Here is a 16,679-nt window from a genome sequence, read left to right on the forward strand (position 1 = left end):
CTCCGCTCCGTATGGTAGGCCACGCCCCCGCAAGTGACCATGACCCACGCCGCCCGACTGCTCGCCTGGTATGATCGACATCGTCGCACCCTCCCCTGGCGCGCAGCCCCGGGAGAGCGCACGCCGCCTTACCGTGTCTGGCTGTCGGAGATCATGCTGCAGCAGACCACCGTCGCCACGGTGGGTGAATATTTCCGCCGCTTCGTCGAACGCTGGCCCACGGTCGAGGCGCTGGCCGAGGCACCGCTCGACGACGTGCTCTCGGCCTGGGCGGGTCTCGGCTACTACGCCCGCGCCCGCAACCTGCACGCCTGCGCCCAGGCCGTCGCCACCCTCCATGGCGGCCAATTCCCCGAGGACGAGCCGGGCCTGCGGGCGTTGCCCGGCGTCGGCCCCTACACGGCGGCGGCCATTCGCTCGATCGCGTTCGACCATCCCGCATCGGCGGTCGACGGCAATGTCGAACGGGTGATCTCCCGCCTCTACGCGATCGAGACGCCGCTGCCCGACGCCAAGCCCGACATCCATGTCCGCGCCGCGCGGCTGGTGCCGCAGCAACGCGCCGGCGATTACGCGCAGGCGATGATGGATCTCGGCGCCACCGTCTGCATCCCGCGCAATCCGCGCTGCGTCATCTGTCCGCTGATGCAGGGCTGCAAGGGCCGCAAGCTCGGCATTGCAGAGGAGCTGCCGCGCCGCGCGCCCAAGGCCGAGAAGCCGACCCGTCGCGGCCTCGCCTTCGTGCTGCTGCGCAAGGACGGCGCCGTACTTTTACGGAAGCGCCCGCCTAAGGGCCTTTTAGGCGGCATGGACGAGGTGCCGTCGAGCGCCTGGCGTGAAGGGCCGTTCGTCGAGGCGACTTCGCTCAAGGAAGCACCGGTGCCGGCGCGCTGGGTGGTGATGCCGGGCCTCGTGCGTCACACCTTCACGCACTTCCATCTCGAACTCACCGTCGCCCGCGCCATCGCCACGACCGGACGACTCGCGGAGCTGGCACGCGGCACGACCTGGGCGGCGCTCGACAAGCTCGACGAACGCGCGCTGCCGACGGTCATGCGCAAGGTCATCGAGCACGCCGTCAAGGATTAGCCGAGAGAGTAGGCCTAGAGGCCCGCGCGGACCTGCTGGCGGAGATGGTCGATCGGACGGCGCGCGCCCGCGACGTCGACATGCCAGAACGTCCAGCCGTTGCAGGCCGGCGCGCCCTGCACCGCGGCACCCACCTGATGGATCGAGCCACGATGATCGCCCAGCGCGTTCGACGCCGAGAGCGAACCGTCGGCGCGCACGCGGGCGTGCAACTGGCCGCTGGGATCGGACAGGACCGTGCCGGGCCGCAGCAGCCCCGCCTCGATCAGCACACCGAACGGGATGCGCGGCTCGGCGCGCTTGCTGGGCTTGGGCGTCACGTCCTCGGCCGCCAGCGGCGTGATCTCGGCGATGCGCTTGCGCGCGATCGCGGCATAGTCGGGATCGCGCTCGAGGCCGATGAAGCGGCGGCCGAGGCGGCGCGCCACGGCGCCGGTCGTGCCGGTGCCGAAGAACGGGTCGAGGATCGTGTCGCCGGGATTGGACGCGGCCATGATGCAACGGAACAGCAGCGACTCGGGCTTCTGCGTCGGATGCGCCTTCTTGCCGTCTTCGCCCTTCAGGCGCTCGCCGCCGGTGCAGAGCGGCAGCAGCCAGTCGGAGCGCATCTGCGTGCCCTCGTTCAGTTCCTTCATCGAATCGTAGTTGAAGGTGTAACGCTTGGCCGCCTTGTCGCGCGCCGCCCAGATCAGCGTCTCGTGCGCGTTGGTGAAGCGCTTGCCGCGGAAGTTCGGCATCGGGTTCGACTTGCGCCACACGATGTCGTTCAGCAGCCAGAAGCCCTGGTCCTGCAGCGCCGTGCCGATGCGGAAGATGTTGTGGTAGCTGCCGATCACCCAGAGCGTGCCCTCGGGCTTCAGCGCGCGCCGCGCGGCGGCGAGCCAGGCGCGGGTGAACTTGTCGTAGAGCGCGAAGCTCTCCCCGACGGACTCGGAGGGATTTCCGAACTTGTCCCAGTCGTCGTCGACCGCGTCGACCTTGCTGTTGTCGGGTCGCAGCAGGTCACCGCCAAGCTGGAGATTGTAGGGCGGGTCGGCGAAGACCATGTCGACGGAAGCTTCGGGCAGAGCCTGCATCAGCTCGATGCAATCGCCCACGAATACACGGTCCTGCTTGTCTTCGATCATCTGTGGAAAATGAGTCCACAGGGAGTCGCAGTCAAGAAACTACAATTGATTCAATTGTTTACGCGATCCATCCACAAGATCGAGGCGCAATGACCCACCATCACTACCAGACCTAGAGAACGTGTTGCGCCCCTAATTCCGGATGAAGTCGACGAAGGCGCGCAGCGGCGCCGGAAGCTGACGACGGCCGGGATAATAGAGGAAGGGCCCGGAGAAACTCTGCCACCAGGGGGCAAGCACGGGCACGAGCGCGCCGCTGTCGAGATGAGGGCGCAGCCACTCCTCGAAGAGATGGACGATGCCGACTCCATCGACGGCGGCGCTGATCGCGAGATCCACGGCCGCGCCCAACCTCACGACCAGCGGTCCCGAGGGATCGACCCGGACGATCTCGCCCTCGCGCTCGTATTCCCAGGTCGGCATCGCGCCGCTGGAGAATTGCCCCCGCAGGCAGGCGTGGCCGAGCAGATCGCGCGGATGCTCGGGCTGCCCGTGCGCCGCGAGATAGGCGGGCGAGGCGGCGGTCGCGAAGCGCTGCACCCGCGGGCCGATCGGGATCGCGACCATGTCCTGCTCCAATCGCTCGTCGTAGCGGATGCCGGCGTCGCAGCCCGCCGCCAGGATGTCGACGAAGCCATCCTCGACGACCACCTCCAGCCTGATGTCCGGATAGGCTTTCAGGAACGGCGCCACGATCGCGGGCAGCACCAGACGCGCGGCGGTGCCGGGCACGTTGAGCCTGAGCGTTCCGACCGGCCGGTCGCGAAAACTGTTCACCACGTCGAGCGCCGCTTCGACTTCGCCCAGCGCCGGCCTCAGTCGTTCGAGCAGGCGCGCGCCCGCCTCGGTCGGGGCGATGCTGCGGGTCGTGCGATTGAGCAGGCGCATGCCGAGCTGCGCTTCCAGCCGCCGGACGGCGCCGCTCAGGCTCGAGGCGGATACGCCGCCCAGCCGCGCAGCGTCGCGGAAGCCGCCGGCGCGCGCCACCGCCACGAAGGCCGAGAGATCGTTGAGGTCAGCCGCCATATTCCCGCACAGCCTGTTCCGATTATGCGGGATTATCGCTGTAATGCACGATGCCTATGTTGGGGCTGTTCAACTTCGGAGGTTTTCATGACCGACATCACCGCCGCCGGGACTTTCCAGCTGGGCAACCGAGCCGTGAAGCGCATGGGCTATGGCGCCATGCAGCTCGCCGGCCCCGGCGTCTTCGGTCCGCCCAAGGATCGCGCCGCGGCGGTCGCCGTGCTGCGCGAGGCGGTGAAGAGCGGCGTGAACCATATCGACACCAGCGACTTCTACGGGCCGCATGTCACCAACCAGATCATCCGCGAGGCGCTGCATCCCTATCCTGCCGACCTGACGATCGTGACCAAGGTCGGCGCGGTGCGCGGCAACGACGCCTCTTGGAATCCGGCGCAGACGCCGGCCGATCTCGAGCGGGCCGTGCACGACAACCTGAAGAACCTCGGCGTCCCGGCGCTCGATGTCGTCAACATGCGCGTCATGATGGGCGACGGTCATGGGCCGGGCGAAGGCTCGATCGCGGAGCAGTTCACCGCGCTGGCCGAGTTGCAGCGGCAAGGCCTGATCCGCCACCTCGGCGTCAGCAACGCCACGCGCAAACAGGTCGCCGAGGCCCGCAGCATCGCGCCGGTCGTCTGCGTGCAGAACCAGTACAACATCGTCCATCGTGACGACGACGCGCTGGTCGACGAACTCGCGGGGCTGGGCATCGCCTACGTGCCCTTCTTCCCGCTGGGCGGCTTCACGCCGCTGCAGTCGTCGAGCCTGTCCGACATCGCCAAGGAGCTGGGCGCGACGCCGATGCAGGTGGCGCTCGCCTGGCTGCTGCGCCGCGCCCCCAACATCCTGCTGATCCCGGGCACGTCCTCGGTCGCTCATCTGCAGCAGAACCTGGCCGCCGCCGACCTCAAGCTAACGGACGAAGTGTTCGCGCGGCTGAGCGCGATCGGCAAATAGACCGATCAGAGCGGGCTTAGTTCCTCGGCGATCGCCTTCTTCACGTTCGGACGCTCCGACATACGGCGACGGTGATCGACCACGCGCGGGATGCGGGCGGGGTCGACGCCGTCGGCTTCGAGCCACTGGGCGAGCGTGAACAGATAGGCGTCGCAGATCGTGTAGTGCTCGCCCATCACCCACGGGCCCTTCAACATCTCGCGCTCGATCATCTCGAAGGCGCCGCCGACCGATTCCGGCACCTTGCGCTGCATGGCCGCGATCGACGCCGCGTCGTCGGCATCGACCCAGCGATGGCCGCGCATGCGGTGCGCGTGCGCCACGTGCAGGTGCGAGCAGAGATAAGAGTTGAACGACTGCACCTCAGCGAAGGCGAAGGGATCGTCCATCAGCGCAAGCCGCGAGGCGGGGAAGCTCTGTGCGACGTAGACCAGCATCGCCGGCGTCTCGGTCAGGATGCCCTTGTCAGTCACCAGCGCGGGCACGCGTGCCTTGGGATTGACCTTGAGATAGTCGACCGACTTCTGCTGCTCGGTCTTGAAGTCGATGCGCACCGTCGAATAGTCGGCGCCGACATCCTCCAGCACGATGTGCGTGGCGAGCGAACAGGTGTGGGCGGTGTAATAGAGCTTGAGCATGGTTCGGGTTCCGGCGTCAGACTTCGGCGTAGATCTCGATGACGTTGCCTTCGGTGTCGCGGAAGAAGATCGCGCGATGCCCCCATGACGGGATGTCGCGCGGCGGGCCCATCAAGGCGACACCATGCGCGGCAAGCTCGGCCTGGCATTCGTCGATCTCGGGCGGCGCGACGCGAAAGGCGAGCTGCACCGAGGCCGAACCCGGCGGGCCGCCCGGTCCGTCCTGGAAGACGCCTTCGAGCGTGCGCGGACGCAGGCAGAGGAAACCCGAGCCCAGATAAAAGCTTACCCAGCGCGGCGTCTCGCGCTCGATGCGGAGCTTCATCACGTCGAGATAGAACTGCCGCGCGCGGACCAGGTCCTCGCAGAGCAGCACCACGTAGTCGATGTTGCGGATCGATCCGATGCCCATGGCGTCAGACCAGGCGCGCGACCGGCGCGAAGCTGCGCCGGTGATGCGGCGTGGGACCCAGCAGCGACAGCGCTTCGAGATGCTGCTGGCTGCCATAGCCACGGTTGGTCTCCCAGCCATAACCGGGATGGACGATCGCGAGCGTGTGCATGTAGCGGTCGCGCGTCACCTTGGCGAAGATCGAGGCGGCGGCGATCGAATAGGAATGCGCGTCGCCGCCGACGATGGTCTCGGCGCGGCAGCCCAGTTGCGGCGGCACGCGATTGCCGTCGACCAGCACGACCTCGGGCTGCTCGGCCAGCGCCTGCACGGCGCGGCGCATAGCCAGGTATGTGGCCTGCAGGATGTTGATGCGGTCGATCTCCTCGACGCTCGCTTCGGCCACGGCGAACTGCACGACACCGGACGCGATCATGGCCTCGTAGGCTTCCTCGCGCTGTTCGAGCGTCAGCTTCTTGGAATCGTCGATCATGCGCAGCAGCTTGCGCGCCGCGCGCGTGCGGTCGATCACCGCCGCGGCGGCCATCACGGGCCCGGCCAGCGGCCCGCGCCCGACTTCGTCGATGCCGGCCACCCGTCCTTCGCAACGCAGTTCGAATCGAAAGCTTGGCATTATCCCCATCGAGGCCGGCTAGACTGAGCCATGTCCCTAATCACCCGCATCATCGCAGAAGACGCCATCGCGATGGAACAGCTTCGTGCGGTGCGCGAACTGACCCTGCCCGACTGGTGCATTGCCGCGGGATTCGTGCGCAATCGCGTCTGGGATCACCTGCACGGCATCGTGCCGGCACGACTGCCTGTGGATATCGACGTCATCTATTTCGACGCAGACGACGTCTCGCGCGAGAGCGAGGCGGCGTTCGAGCGACGGCTCGACGTGCTGCTGCCCGGCCTGCCCTGGCAGGTCCGCAACCAGGCGCGCATGCATGTCTGGAAAGACGTGCTCCCACACCGCGACACCGCCGACGCCATGACCTACTGGCTGGAGACCGTGACCGGCATCGGCGTGCGCCTCGAAGCCGACGACACGCTCTCGGTCATCGCGCCGCTTGGCACCGACGATCTTTTGAACCTGCGCTGCCGTCCCACGCCGTTCGGGCGTGAGAGGCGACACGAATACGATGCTCGCGTCGAGGCCAAGCGCTGGCGCGAGCTTTGGCCGAAGGTCGTGTTCCTCGACTAGAACGATCTGAGCCTGGGTTCGACAACACAAGTCCGTCGTCCTGAGCGGAGCGCCGCAGGCGCGCAGTCGAAGGACCTCTTTTCGTTTCAACACGGCGTGCGTCGGAAAAGAGGTCCTTCGACTGCGCCGCCCCATGGGCGGCTTCGCTCAGGACGACGGAGTTTTTGGCTAGAAGAGCTTCATCTGCCGTGCGTCGCGCTTGGCATCGACCAACGCTGTGCGCGCGGCGGCGGGAACGGCGAAGCGCATCGTGTCGAGGCGGTAGCGCACCCGGTTGAGGTCGAGGCGCTTGATCGAAGCAGCGAAGCGTTGGCTCAGCAACTGCGCGATCGGACCCTCGCCCTTCATGCGCGTGCCGAACTCGGCCTTGTAGAGTTCGCCCCCGCGCATCTGGCGAACGAGCGAGAGAATGCGCTCGGCGCGGTCAGGCCGGTTGGCGCGCAGCCACTCCTCGAACAGGTCCTTGATCTCGAGCGGCAGGCGCAACGCCGTGTAGCCGGCACGCGTGGCGCCAGCCGCGGTCGCCGCATCGAGAATCGATTCCATCTCATGGTCGTTGAGGCCTGGGATCATCGGCGCCGTCATCACGCCGACGGGAATGCCGGCCGCCGCCAGCTCGCCGATCGCGTCGAGCCGTCGATGAGGGGCCGAGGCACGCGGTTCCATCGTGCGTGCAAGATCGCGGTCGAGCGTGGTGATCGACAGGAACACCTCGGCCAGGTTGCGTTTGGCCATGTCGCCCAAAATGTCGATGTCGCGCGTGATCAGGTGGTTCTTGGTGACGATGCCGACGGGATTGTTGAAGTCGCTCAGCACCTGGAGGATCTGGCGCGTGATCTTGAGATCGCGTTCCACCGGCTGGTAGGGATCGGTGTTGGTGCCCATCGCCACCACGTCGCAGCGATATTTCGGCGAGGCGAGTTCGGCCGCCAGCAGCTTCGCAGCCTCCGGCTTGAACAGGATCCTGGTCTCGAAATCGAGGCCGGGCGACAGGCCGAGATAGGCATGGGTCGGCCGCGCGAAGCAGTAGATGCAGCCATGCTCGCAGCCCCGATAGGGATTGATCGAACGGTCGAAGGGAATGTCCGGCGAGGTGTTGCGCGCGAGGATGGTGCGCGTGGCGTCCTTCGTCAGCGTCGTGCGTAGCGGCGGCAGCTCTTCCTCGATGTCCCAGCCGTCGTTGGTGCGGATGCGCTTCTCGTCGTCGAAGCGGCTGGTCGCGTTGCTGATCGCGCCGCGCCCGTTGTGCTGCGGCTCGGCGATCTGGTCGTCCGGATAAAGCGGCTGAACGGGCTCTTTCATAGGCCCGACTCTTAGAACAAAAGAGGAACGAGTCAAGCCACTGTCTCAAGGGGTTCATTGTCTCCCGCCACGGCCATCCCTAGAGAGAAAGCCATGCAAGCCATCGAGTTACGCACCGCCCGCCCCGAGGACCGCGACTTCCTCATGAGCCTGTCGCCCCGCCTGTCCGGCGTGCCCGGCCCCGCCTGGCACGACCTCGCCGCGATGGACGGCTTCCAGGACCGCTATATGGCCTCGACCTTCGCCAAGGTCGAAGAGGGCGCGCAGACGCTCGTCGCCTGGACGGCCGACGGCAAACGGCTGGGCTACATCCATATGCGCCCGTTCAAGGATGGCGTGACCGACGAGCCCTGCGGCTACGTCTCGCTGCTGGCGCTCGTCGAGGAAGCCGAAGGCCGGGGCATCGCCCACCTGATGATGCAGGAGGCCGAGAGCTGGGCCCGCGCGCAGGGCTATCGTTTCCTCTGCCTCGACGTGTTCGCCGACAACCGCCACGCCGTCGAGTTCTACGAGCGCCGCGGTTTCCAGACCGAGACACTGCGCATGGTGAAGCCGCTATAGCCGCTCGGCACATTTATACCACTGGTTGTACAAATATTATAAAACACAAGCTAGAATGAGTGCTGACGCCTATCTTTCTCGAGAGACAGCAGATGGTAGATATTGAGGTCAGGACTGCGAGTCACGATGACATCGATTTCATCGCCAAGCTCGCGCCGCCGGACGATGAGGAACTCACCTCGCAAGCCCGCCTCACCGTTGAAGGGGCCTCAACGGCCGATAAATCGGCGATCTTCATCGCCGTGGACGGCGATGGACGGCGCCGGGGCTACATCCATTTATTCCCGGAGAGAGACGACTCAGAAGAAGAGCGTGGCCGCTATGTTATGCGAGTCGCCTCGATATATCAGCCGGAGACCGACGTCTTGAGCGGCCTCTTCGCCGAGGCCTACGCCTGGCTGGAAAAGCGCCGCGGTTCGCCGGTTTTGGTCCTAATACACGCCGAGGACGAAAGTAGCGCCGCGTTCAAGGCGGAAACCATCAACCCTCCGAGGCCGTCATAGCCACTCGGCGCGAAGGGCGCGGATGGAGCCGCGGTCGAAGCACTGGTCGATCCGGACCCGCAGATGAGCCTTCATGGCAGGCTCCATACCGGCGTCGCTCCATTGCGAGGGATCGGACGGATCGCGCGGCGCTTCCGTCTGAACTTTCCAGCGCGCCATGAACATCGTCGTGCGCAACCAGGTCAGCCGGCGCATCGGCTGCAGCCATGGCCGAAATTCGGCGGCGCGCGTCTCGCCGACCCTGGCGAGATAGGACTCGTAGAAGCCGTCGACCTCGGGGCGCGACAGGACCTTGCCGACATCGGGATGCCACACGGTCGAGGTCGGCAAGGTGGCGTGCGCGAGGTCGATCGCCGCCGAGCCGACATGTGCCTTCTCGAGATCGACGAACCAGGCGATGCCGTCGCGATCGACGATGAAATTGCCGGGGTGCGTGTCGGCCAATGCAATCGACAAAGGCTGCGGCCGGCTTGCCAGCGTCACCGCCATCTCGCGCATCAGTTCGAGTTCCTCGACGATCTCGGCGCGAGCGCCGGGATCAGTGATCGCCTTGTCGAGAAAGCGTTGAGCGCCCTGCTCCACGACATCGAGAGTCGTGCGAAACGGATTGTCCTGTCGCGGGATCGGCGAGCTTGGCGAAGGCAGCGGCAACGAGTGGAGGCGCGCCAGCGTATCCGCCATCGCATCGAGTTCATCCGGCAGGCGTGGCGCACGCCCCTCGATGAAGTCGACGATCAACGCCCCACCCGGCAGGCCGGGCTGCGGCTCAATCACTTCGTGAAGTTTGGGCGTGCGCTCCGCCGGCGCGAGATGACGAAAGGCTTCGGCCTGCAGATGCAAGCGCGCAGCCGCCGTCGGATCGTCTTCATAGGCATAGGCGATCCGCGCGAGTCTTCCGTCCTTCAGCCTGACATGGCCGTGTGCCGTGCCGGTCGCCGGCAGCTCCTCGCCTTCGCGAATGGCGGCGAGGAGATCAGCCACTGCGCGGCATCTTGCCTTCGTTGAGGCGCGGCATCAGCTCGGCGAAGTTGCAGGGGCGGAAGCGGATGTCGAGTTGCTGGCGCAGGATGTCGTCCCAGCCGTCCTTGCAGGCGCCGGTCGAGCCCGGCAGCGCGAAGATATAGGTCGCGTTCGCGACGCCCGCGGTGGCGCGGCTCTGCATGGTCGAGGTGCCGATCTTCTGAAAGCTGATCCAGCGGAAGGTCTCGCCGAACCCCTCGATCTTCTTCTCGAACAGCGCCTCCAGCGCCTCGGGTGTCACGTCGCGGCCGGTGACACCGGTGCCGCCGGTCGAGATCACCGCCTCGATGCGCGGATCGTCGATCCACTTCTGCACCTGGGCGCGGATCAGCGCGACGTCGTCAGTGACGATGGCGCGGTCGATCAGGACGTGGCCATCGCGCGCGATGCGCTCGACCAGCGTGTCGCCCGATTTGTCGGTCTCCAGCGTCCGCGTGTCCGAAACGGTCAGAACGGCGATGTTCACCGGCTTGAAGGGCTTGGTTTCATCGATGCGATTCATGCGCCCAATATACCCCAGGAATCAGCAACCTTCGATGTTTGCCCGGGCGGAATCCGGAAGATCGACGAACTTCATCTCGCGATAGCTCCAGATCTGAGTCGAAGGCCCCTTCTTCAGGATCGCGTGGACGAAAAATTGGGGCCAATCGCCTGCGGATCGAAGCGAACTCAGGAACGAGGCCTGGCGTGAGCAGTCCGGCGCAATTGCAGCGATCGCCACCTCCATGAGATGGCTGCGCCGTGCCTCCGCCCAGACGAGGAACACGCCGCCGAATACGGAGAAGAGCACTGCCAGATGAACCACAAGCGGCGCGCGCCGGGCGATCACCCCGACCAGCCCGGCGCAGATCACAGCAACGCCAGCCGCGCCGAGAAGAGGTGGACCCAGAAAATCGATATGTCTCCCAATGTCGGTAGTAATGCCCCGTAGAGCAAAGACGAAGGTTCCACAGAGCGCGAGGCTGACTACAGCAAGGCGCATCCTGGGGGGTGCGCGCCAGAGGAACACCCCGATCACGACAATGAAAACGACTGCGAATCCGGCGACGCTTCCGGGCGATAGCGACAAGAGATCCGCCGTGACGACGCGGAAGAGAGCGAGGATCAGAATGAGTCCCAGCGTCACAACCAGCGGCGAGAAGGCGTTGAAGTTGAGGGCGACGAGCACAGACCAGAAACCCATGCAGACGGCCAACACGCCCTTCCAGTCGAACCGGCGAGGCGCCCGTTCCTGGCTTCGCGAATAGAGCAACCAGCCGATGACGCAGAGGTCGAGAATCAGAAATGCCGCCAAAGGATTTTTCCTCGAACCGCCGTAAAAGCATCAGGGCTTTCCATTGACTCCCCGAAATGGAGTTTTAGTGATTGCCGGGTGGAAATTCACCGCAGAATCACTTCATTGCTTCCGTAACACCGCGCCCCTAGAGAAGCTGACACTCAAAGCTCGGAGACATCATGACCGGCCCCACCGACTGGAAGCACGACGGCGTGCGGGTCATCCCCGCCGGATCGCTCGACACCAACACCGCGCAGACCCCGGGCATGAACCGGGCCGCGGCCATCAATTTCGCCCGCGTCGGCGCCCAGAAGCTGTGGGCCGGCACAGTGACCATCCACGCCCACGCCAAGACCGGCGCCCACCATCACGGGCACCTGGAAAGCGTAATTTACGTGGTGAAGGGCCGTGCCCGCATGCGCTGGGGCGACGAGCTCCAGTTCACCGCCGAGGCCGGCCCCGGCGACTTCATCTACGTGCCGCCCTACGTGCCGCACCAGGAGATCAATGCCTCGGAGACCGAGCCGCTGGAATGCGTGCTGGTCCGCTCCGACAACGAGGCGGTCGCGATCAACATCGACATCACCCCGGCCGAGAAGGTCGAAGAGGTGTACTGGGTCGACCCGACGCATCCCCATCCGCATAAACACTGACGCTTCGCGTCAGTGTTTATGCGGATCGGCGGGCGGCAGCGCTTGTACTCAAGCGCGAGAGCCCGCACGGTTCAGAATAGATAAGAATTCAAAGGCGGCCCTACCCGGCCGCCTTCTTCTTTTTCGGCCAAAGCCCCGCCACCAGCAGCAGGACCGCCACGACCGCAAAGCCGGTCGAGAGCGCGCTGTGGAAGAAGATCGTCGGATCGCCGTCGGAGATCGCCAGCGCCTGGCGCACCGAGCGCTCGAAGATCGGGCCCAGCACGTAGGCCAGGATGACGATGCCGAGATCGAAGCCGTGGCGGCGCAGGCCGTAACCGACGAAGCCGAAGATCACCGAGATCACCACGTCGGCCGGATTGCCGTTCGACGAATAGACGCCGATCAGGCAGACCGCGAGGATCATCGGCGTGAGATAGGCGCGCGGGATGTCGAGGATGCGCACGAACAGGCCGATCAGCGGCAGGTTCAGGATCAGCAGCATGATGTTGCCGATATACATGCTGGCCACGACGCCCCAGAAGATCTGCGGCTGGCGCTCCAGGATGGTTGGGCCCGGCGTGACGCCGTGGATGATGAAGGCGCCGAGCAGCAGCGCCGTGACGGCGTTCGCGGGAATGCCCATGCAGAGCAGCGGCACGAAGGCGCCGGCGGTGCCGGCATTGTTGGCCGATTCCGGACCGGCCAATCCCTCGACGGCGCCCTTCCCGAACTCCTCGGGATTCTTCGAGAGCTTGCGCTCCATGCCATAGGACAGGAACGAGGCCAGCACCGCGCCGCCGCCAGGCAGGAGGCCGACCAGAAAGCCCATGACTGTGCCGCGCACGACGGGGCCGACTGACCGCCTCGCTTCCTCGCGCGAGGGCATGAAGCCCAGCAGGTGCGAGGGCGGCGGCAGGACCTTCATCTCGTCGGGCTTCTGGCGCGCCATGAACAGCACTTCCGAGAGTCCGAAAAGACCGATCGCCAGCGGCACGAGATTCACACCATCGCCCAGCGCCAGGATGCCGAAGGTCAATCGCGGCGTCATGTTGAGCGGGTCGCTGCCGATGGTGCCGAGCAGCAGGCCGAACGCCGCCATCAGCAGCGCGCGCGGCAGCGACCCGCTCGACATGTAGGTGACCATGGTGAGGCCCGCGAACATCAGCGTCGCGTATTCGGCGGGGCCGAACTTGATGACCAGCTCGGCGAGCGGCGGCGAGAGGAAGGAGATGCCGATGACACCGACCGTGCCCGCAAAGAACGAGCCGATGCCGGCGATGCCCAGGGCCGCGCCGGCGCGGCCCTTGCGCGCCATCTCGTAGCCGTCGAGGCAGGTCACGACCGAGGAGGCCTCGCCCGGGATGCGCATCAGCACCGAGGTCACGGTGCCGCCATAGGCCACCCCGTAATAAATGCCCGAGAGCATGATGATGGCCGACGTCACGTCCATCTTGAACGTGATCGGCAACAGGATCGCGATGGTGGTGAGCGGCCCCAGGCCCGGCAGGATGCCGACGACGGTGCCGAGGAAGGCGCCGACGAAGCAGTAGAACAGGTTGTCGAGGGTCAGCGTGGTGGCGAAGCCGCCGAGCAGCGCTTCCATGCGTCGAACCTCAGCGAACGTAGGTGTAGAAAGTGCGCTCGATCGGCCCTTCCGGCAGATCGACACGCAGCAGCCAGCCGAAGCAGACCAGGCCCACGACGGCACAGGCCAAACCGTAGACGATCGAGGACAGCCAGGAGCGGCGCTCGGCGAAGCGCATGATCACGATCGTAACGGCGACGGTCGTGACGACGAAGCCTGCATACATCGCGCCCAGCGCAAACACCGCGAAGGTGGCGATGTAGACCGCGAAGGTCCGGTTCGATTCCTTCGTCGCCTCGACGTCGTCGGTATCGCCGCCCTCGGTCTCGCCGGCCTGGCCGGGAAAGAACAGGACGACGAGGGCGAGCGCCACGCAGATGCCGGCCATGAGCTGCGGGAAGAAGCCGGGGCCGGGACCGTCGAAGCCCCAGCTCTCCAGTTCCAGCGCCTTCCACAGACCGATCAGCGCCGCGACCAGCAGGCCAAGCGACGCGATCCGCGTGCCGCTCAGTTTGACGCCGAAAGGGCTCATCACGCCGGCTTCTTGGCCATGCCGGTTTCCTTGAGGATCGGCACCAGCTCTTCCTCGATCTTCTTGAGCAGCGCGCCGTACTCCTTGCCGTCGCGATAGATCGCCTGGATGCCGAGCTTGTCGATCTGGCTGGTCACCGACTCGTCCTTCATGACGTCGGCCAGCGCCTTGTCCATGCGCTCCTTGATCGCCGGATCGACGCCGGTCGGGAAGGCATAGCCGAACGGGCCGTTGCTGACGGCGTTGTAGCCCAGCTCGCGCAGCGTCTTGACGTCGGGATAGTCGGGCCAGCGCGCCTCGGCGGCCGAGGCGAGGAAGCGCAGCTTGCCCGCCTCGATCTGCGGCCGCATCTCGGTGACGGTCTGGATGACGGCATCGACATGGCCGCCGATCGCCGCCGTGACCGACTCGACGCCGCCCGGAAACACGACCCAGCGGAACTTGGCGCCGCTCAGCTTGGCGAGCTGGAACATCGCCACGACGTTGGTGACGTTGTTGGAGCTGTAGGTGAGCTGCTTCTGCTTGCCCTGGTTGACGAGATCCTCGATCGACTTGATCGGACCGTCGGCGCGCGCGCCGACGCCGTAGCGCAGCGCCGCGACCTGGCCGATGATGTCGAACGCCTTCCACGGATCGTAGGCGACGTTCATCATGTTCGGCACGGCGACATGGCTCGAGATCGCGACCAGGCCGATCGTGTGACCATCGGGCGTCGACTGGGCGAGCGTCGTCGGTCCCAGCGCGCCCGCGCCGCCGACCACGTTCTTCACGATGACGGTCGCGTTCAGCCGCTTCTCGAGCGCCTGCGCGATGATGCGCGCGGTGAGATCGGTCGAGGCGCCCGGCGCATTGGGGTTGATCAGCGAGATTTCACGGGCCGGCCATTTGCTCGACTGGCCGATGGCCGGTGCGGCAATGGAAACGGCGGCAAGGGCGGTGCCGCCCTTCAATACGGTTCTACGGTTCATCTTGCTTCCTCCCTTTCTTTTTTTCAGTGCGGCTGACAGTGCTTGTCAGTCCCGCATCCGGTCAAGGGAGGAGTGCCGGTACGCGAACTTTTACGACGCGGCGCGCACCTCGGCCGAGCGGTCCCAGATGTTGGGCTGCTCGCGGTTGGTGTAGCCCGACACGAACAGGTTGGGTTGTCCCGTCTTCACGTCGTAGGTGTGCCGGCGCACCGCGCCGATGTTGCCGCCATAGACATGGATGCTGATCGAGCCGCGATCGTCGAACGCGTTCGTCACCTGATGGATGTCGCCCTTGGGATTGCGCGGCGCCGGCACCAGGATCTCGACCTCACCCGGCTCGAGCTTGGTGAGCTCACCCGGCACCAGCACGCCGGTCTCGGGATGGCGCGTGAAAGCCAATGACGTCTCCGAGCCGCGCAGCATGCCGACCAGGCCCCACATCTCGTGATCGTGCACCGGCGTGTTGGCCTTGGGTGCCCACACGAAGCTCACGACGCAGAAACGTTCGAAGGGATCGCACCACAGCAGGTTCTGCGCATAACCGTGCGCCGGCACCTTGGCCGCCTGCTCCGGCAGCCAGTCGTCGTGCTTGCACAGTTCGCCCAAAAGCTTGGCGCCGACTTCGACGATCGCGTTCTCGTCCTTGTCCTGCCAGGCGCCGCCGGTGAGGGAAGTCATGTCGCCGATGAAGCGACGCAGGCGATCGATGCTCATTCCGCGGCCTTTCGCAGGAAGGTGTTTCCGAAGATTGCTTCCGTGTCGGCGCCCAGCGCCGGCGGATCGCGCCGCTTCGTGATGTCGGTGGCGGAGATCCGGACCGGGCTGCCGAAGGTTTTCGTCTTCACACCGGAGGGAAGCTCCATCTCCTCGACCCAGCCCATGTGCGCGACCTGCGGATCGGCCAGGATCTGGCTGTAGGTGTTGATGCGTCCCTGCGGCACGGCGGCTTTCTCGAAGGCGGAGAGCCAGTGATCGACGCCCTGCTTGGCGAACTCGACCTCGAGAAGATCCTTCAGCACGACCTGGTTGGCCGCGCGCAACTGCGTGGTGGCGAAGCGCTGGTCGGCGAACAGGTCGGGGCGTCCGACCACCTGGGTCACCGCTTCCCACAGCTTGTTGTTGCCGGCGGCGATGACGAAATGTCCGTCCGCCGCCTTGAATGCCTGGTAAGGCGCGTTGCGCGGATGCGCCGAGCCCAGTTTCTTCGGATCGTTGCCGGTGCCGAAGAACTCGCTGGTCTGGAGTGCGGCCATGCCGAGGCTGCAGCCGAGCATCGAGGCATCGACATGCGCACCCGCTCCGCCGCCCGCGACGCGGCGCAGGATCGACACGACGGTGAGCGCGGCATAGAGGCCGGTGCCGACATCGGAAACCGGCACGCCGCATTTCACCGGCGCGCCATCGGGCTCGCCGGTCACGCTCATGATGCCGCTCATCGCCTGCACGGTGACGTCGAAGCCGCCCTCACCCGAGCGCGGACCGCTCTGGCCGAAGGCCGAGATCGAGCAATAGACGAGGCCGGGCTTCTCGGCGCGGAAGGATTCGTAGCCGAGGCCGAGACGATCCATCACGCCCGGCCGGTTGTTCTCCAGCACCACATCGGCCGTCAGGATGAGCTGCCGCGCCGCCGCCTTTTGCGCCGGGTCCTTGAGATCAAGCACGACCGAACGCTTGTTGCGATTGATCGAGGCGAAGTTCTCGCTGTAGCCCTCGCTGATCGGCGGCCACTGCCGCATCATGTCGCCTTCCGGCGGCTCGACCTTGATCACCTCGGCGCCGAGATCGGCCAGCAGCATTCCACAATAAGGACCCGCCAGGACCTGGCAGAACTCGACGACTCTTACACCTGCAAGCGGCAACAT

The 16,679-nt window shown here is 65.8% G+C and carries 20 protein-coding genes; 6 read left to right on the forward strand and 14 right to left on the reverse strand.

From position 1 onward, the window contains the following. Positions 1-39: 39 nt before the first annotated feature. A complete protein-coding gene (gene mutY, locus AC1RP5_RS26625; RefSeq protein ID WP_493115812.1) occupies positions 40-1,089 on the forward strand; it encodes an A/G-specific adenine glycosylase in 1,050 nt (349 codons plus the stop codon). 14 nt (positions 1,090-1,103) lie between these two features. Here mutY and AC1RP5_RS26630 read toward each other — a convergent pair whose 3' ends face one another. Continuing rightward, the gene (locus tag AC1RP5_RS26630) at positions 1,104-2,216 is read right to left on the reverse strand and encodes a site-specific DNA-methyltransferase (protein WP_493115813.1); all 1,113 of its coding nucleotides are present in this window, start codon (positions 2,214-2,216) and stop codon (positions 1,104-1,106) included. A gap of 132 nt (positions 2,217-2,348) precedes the next feature. After that, complete coding sequence (locus AC1RP5_RS26635; RefSeq protein ID WP_493115815.1) at positions 2,349-3,242, reverse strand: LysR family transcriptional regulator; 894 nt, start codon at positions 3,240-3,242, stop codon at positions 2,349-2,351. A gap of 87 nt (positions 3,243-3,329) precedes the next feature. Between AC1RP5_RS26635 and AC1RP5_RS26640 the strand changes: the two genes are divergently transcribed. Further along, positions 3,330-4,199, forward strand: a complete 870-nt coding sequence (locus AC1RP5_RS26640; protein ID WP_493115817.1) for an aldo/keto reductase family oxidoreductase — start codon at positions 3,330-3,332, stop codon at positions 4,197-4,199. 5 nt (positions 4,200-4,204) lie between these two features. Here the strand turns inward: AC1RP5_RS26640 and AC1RP5_RS26645 are convergent, their stop codons facing one another. Genes AC1RP5_RS26645 through rnhB form a run of 3 tightly spaced genes read right to left on the reverse strand, consistent with a single transcriptional unit; the run spans position 4,205 to position 5,823 of the window. Then, positions 4,205-4,837: a glutathione S-transferase family protein gene (locus AC1RP5_RS26645; protein ID WP_493115818.1), complete on the reverse strand. Its 633-nt coding sequence runs from the start codon at positions 4,835-4,837 to the stop codon at positions 4,205-4,207. 16 nt (positions 4,838-4,853) lie between these two features. Beyond that, complete coding sequence (locus AC1RP5_RS26650) at positions 4,854-5,249, reverse strand: VOC family protein (protein WP_493115819.1); 396 nt, start codon at positions 5,247-5,249, stop codon at positions 4,854-4,856. A 4-nt stretch (positions 5,250-5,253) separates the two neighbouring features. Next, positions 5,254-5,823: a ribonuclease HII gene (gene rnhB / locus AC1RP5_RS26655; protein WP_493115821.1), complete on the reverse strand. Its 570-nt coding sequence runs from the start codon at positions 5,821-5,823 to the stop codon at positions 5,254-5,256. Positions 5,824-5,892: 69 nt separating this feature from the next. Between rnhB and AC1RP5_RS26660 the strand changes: the two genes are divergently transcribed. Then, entirely contained in the window at positions 5,893-6,435 is a 543-nt protein-coding gene (locus AC1RP5_RS26660; RefSeq protein WP_493115822.1) for a nucleotidyltransferase family protein, read from the forward strand. A gap of 168 nt (positions 6,436-6,603) precedes the next feature. On the opposite strand, the gene AC1RP5_RS26665 is transcribed toward AC1RP5_RS26660, so the two are convergent. Further along, complete coding sequence (locus AC1RP5_RS26665; protein ID WP_493115824.1) at positions 6,604-7,737, reverse strand: PA0069 family radical SAM protein; 1,134 nt, start codon at positions 7,735-7,737, stop codon at positions 6,604-6,606. A gap of 93 nt (positions 7,738-7,830) precedes the next feature. Here AC1RP5_RS26665 and AC1RP5_RS26670 point away from each other — a divergent pair, with 93 nt between their 5' ends. Both AC1RP5_RS26670 and AC1RP5_RS26675 read left to right on the forward strand, forming a co-directional pair. After that, the gene (locus AC1RP5_RS26670) at positions 7,831-8,298 is read left to right on the forward strand and encodes a GNAT family N-acetyltransferase (protein ID WP_493115825.1); all 468 of its coding nucleotides are present in this window, start codon (positions 7,831-7,833) and stop codon (positions 8,296-8,298) included. Positions 8,299-8,390: 92 nt separating this feature from the next. Then, the gene (locus tag AC1RP5_RS26675) at positions 8,391-8,801 is read left to right on the forward strand and encodes a hypothetical protein (RefSeq protein WP_493115827.1); all 411 of its coding nucleotides are present in this window, start codon (positions 8,391-8,393) and stop codon (positions 8,799-8,801) included. Here the strand turns inward: AC1RP5_RS26675 and AC1RP5_RS26680 are convergent. From AC1RP5_RS26680 to AC1RP5_RS26690, 3 genes are read right to left on the reverse strand one after another with little or no spacing between them, the layout of a single operon-like run. Next, complete coding sequence (locus tag AC1RP5_RS26680) at positions 8,796-9,782, reverse strand: phosphotransferase (RefSeq protein ID WP_493115829.1); 987 nt, start codon at positions 9,780-9,782, stop codon at positions 8,796-8,798. The genes AC1RP5_RS26675 and AC1RP5_RS26680 overlap by 6 nt on opposite strands. Further along, positions 9,775-10,323: a molybdenum cofactor biosynthesis protein B gene (moaB, locus tag AC1RP5_RS26685; RefSeq protein ID WP_493115831.1), complete on the reverse strand. Its 549-nt coding sequence runs from the start codon at positions 10,321-10,323 to the stop codon at positions 9,775-9,777. The genes AC1RP5_RS26680 and moaB overlap by 8 nt, the downstream gene beginning before the upstream one ends. Before the next feature lie 21 nt (positions 10,324-10,344). Continuing rightward, entirely contained in the window at positions 10,345-11,115 is a 771-nt protein-coding gene (locus AC1RP5_RS26690) for a hypothetical protein (protein WP_493115833.1), read from the reverse strand. A gap of 161 nt (positions 11,116-11,276) precedes the next feature. On the opposite strand from AC1RP5_RS26690, the gene AC1RP5_RS26695 reads away from it, so the two are divergent. Beyond that, the gene (locus tag AC1RP5_RS26695) at positions 11,277-11,750 is read left to right on the forward strand and encodes a cupin domain-containing protein (protein WP_216956439.1); all 474 of its coding nucleotides are present in this window, start codon (positions 11,277-11,279) and stop codon (positions 11,748-11,750) included. Positions 11,751-11,850: 100 nt separating this feature from the next. On the opposite strand, the gene AC1RP5_RS26700 is transcribed toward AC1RP5_RS26695, so the two are convergent. From AC1RP5_RS26700 to AC1RP5_RS26720, 5 genes are all read right to left on the reverse strand, one after another. Continuing rightward, on the reverse strand, positions 11,851-13,335 hold the full coding sequence (locus tag AC1RP5_RS26700) for a tripartite tricarboxylate transporter permease (protein WP_493115835.1): 1,485 nt from the start codon (positions 13,333-13,335) through the stop codon (positions 11,851-11,853). Positions 13,336-13,345: 10 nt separating this feature from the next. Then, a complete protein-coding gene (locus AC1RP5_RS26705) occupies positions 13,346-13,849 on the reverse strand; it encodes a tripartite tricarboxylate transporter TctB family protein (protein ID WP_493115837.1) in 504 nt (167 codons plus the stop codon). After that, positions 13,849-14,817: a Bug family tripartite tricarboxylate transporter substrate binding protein gene (locus AC1RP5_RS26710; protein WP_493115838.1), complete on the reverse strand. Its 969-nt coding sequence runs from the start codon at positions 14,815-14,817 to the stop codon at positions 13,849-13,851. Before AC1RP5_RS26710 ends, AC1RP5_RS26705 begins: the two co-directional genes overlap by 1 nt. Positions 14,818-14,907: 90 nt before the next feature. Continuing rightward, positions 14,908-15,531: a cysteine dioxygenase family protein gene (locus AC1RP5_RS26715; protein WP_493115840.1), complete on the reverse strand. Its 624-nt coding sequence runs from the start codon at positions 15,529-15,531 to the stop codon at positions 14,908-14,910. Continuing rightward, on the reverse strand, positions 15,528-16,679 hold the full coding sequence (locus AC1RP5_RS26720; protein WP_493115841.1) for a CaiB/BaiF CoA transferase family protein: 1,152 nt from the start codon (positions 16,677-16,679) through the stop codon (positions 15,528-15,530). The genes AC1RP5_RS26715 and AC1RP5_RS26720 overlap by 4 nt, the downstream gene beginning before the upstream one ends.

This window comes from Reyranella sp. GW821-FHT12G01 (genome assembly GCF_058806575.1).

What these genes read in the sequence shown, in the direction of transcription:
- mutY (WP_493115812.1), top strand. Translation starts at nt 40, where the DNA reads ATGACCCACGCCGCCCGACTGCTCGCCTGGTATGATCGACATCGTCGC.
- AC1RP5_RS26630 (WP_493115813.1), bottom strand. Translation starts at nt 2,216, where the DNA reads ATGATCGAAGACAAGCAGGACCGTGTATTCGTGGGCGATTGCATCGAG.
- AC1RP5_RS26635 (WP_493115815.1), bottom strand. Translation starts at nt 3,242, where the DNA reads ATGGCGGCTGACCTCAACGATCTCTCGGCCTTCGTGGCGGTGGCGCGC.
- AC1RP5_RS26640 (WP_493115817.1), top strand. Translation starts at nt 3,330, where the DNA reads ATGACCGACATCACCGCCGCCGGGACTTTCCAGCTGGGCAACCGAGCC.
- AC1RP5_RS26645 (WP_493115818.1), bottom strand. Translation starts at nt 4,837, where the DNA reads ATGCTCAAGCTCTATTACACCGCCCACACCTGTTCGCTCGCCACGCAC.
- AC1RP5_RS26650 (WP_493115819.1), bottom strand. Translation starts at nt 5,249, where the DNA reads ATGGGCATCGGATCGATCCGCAACATCGACTACGTGGTGCTGCTCTGC.
- AC1RP5_RS26660 (WP_493115822.1), top strand. Translation starts at nt 5,893, where the DNA reads ATGTCCCTAATCACCCGCATCATCGCAGAAGACGCCATCGCGATGGAA.
- AC1RP5_RS26665 (WP_493115824.1), bottom strand. Translation starts at nt 7,737, where the DNA reads ATGAAAGAGCCCGTTCAGCCGCTTTATCCGGACGACCAGATCGCCGAG.
- AC1RP5_RS26670 (WP_493115825.1), top strand. Translation starts at nt 7,831, where the DNA reads ATGCAAGCCATCGAGTTACGCACCGCCCGCCCCGAGGACCGCGACTTC.
- AC1RP5_RS26675 (WP_493115827.1), top strand. Translation starts at nt 8,391, where the DNA reads ATGGTAGATATTGAGGTCAGGACTGCGAGTCACGATGACATCGATTTC.
- moaB (WP_493115831.1), bottom strand. Translation starts at nt 10,323, where the DNA reads ATGAATCGCATCGATGAAACCAAGCCCTTCAAGCCGGTGAACATCGCC.
- AC1RP5_RS26695 (WP_216956439.1), top strand. Translation starts at nt 11,277, where the DNA reads ATGACCGGCCCCACCGACTGGAAGCACGACGGCGTGCGGGTCATCCCC.
- AC1RP5_RS26700 (WP_493115835.1), bottom strand. Translation starts at nt 13,335, where the DNA reads ATGGAAGCGCTGCTCGGCGGCTTCGCCACCACGCTGACCCTCGACAAC.
- AC1RP5_RS26705 (WP_493115837.1), bottom strand. Translation starts at nt 13,849, where the DNA reads ATGAGCCCTTTCGGCGTCAAACTGAGCGGCACGCGGATCGCGTCGCTT.
- AC1RP5_RS26710 (WP_493115838.1), bottom strand. Translation starts at nt 14,817, where the DNA reads ATGAACCGTAGAACCGTATTGAAGGGCGGCACCGCCCTTGCCGCCGTT.
- AC1RP5_RS26715 (WP_493115840.1), bottom strand. Translation starts at nt 15,531, where the DNA reads ATGAGCATCGATCGCCTGCGTCGCTTCATCGGCGACATGACTTCCCTC.
- AC1RP5_RS26720 (WP_493115841.1), bottom strand. Translation starts at nt 16,679, where the DNA reads ATGTTGCCGCTTGCAGGTGTAAGAGTCGTCGAGTTCTGCCAGGTCCTG.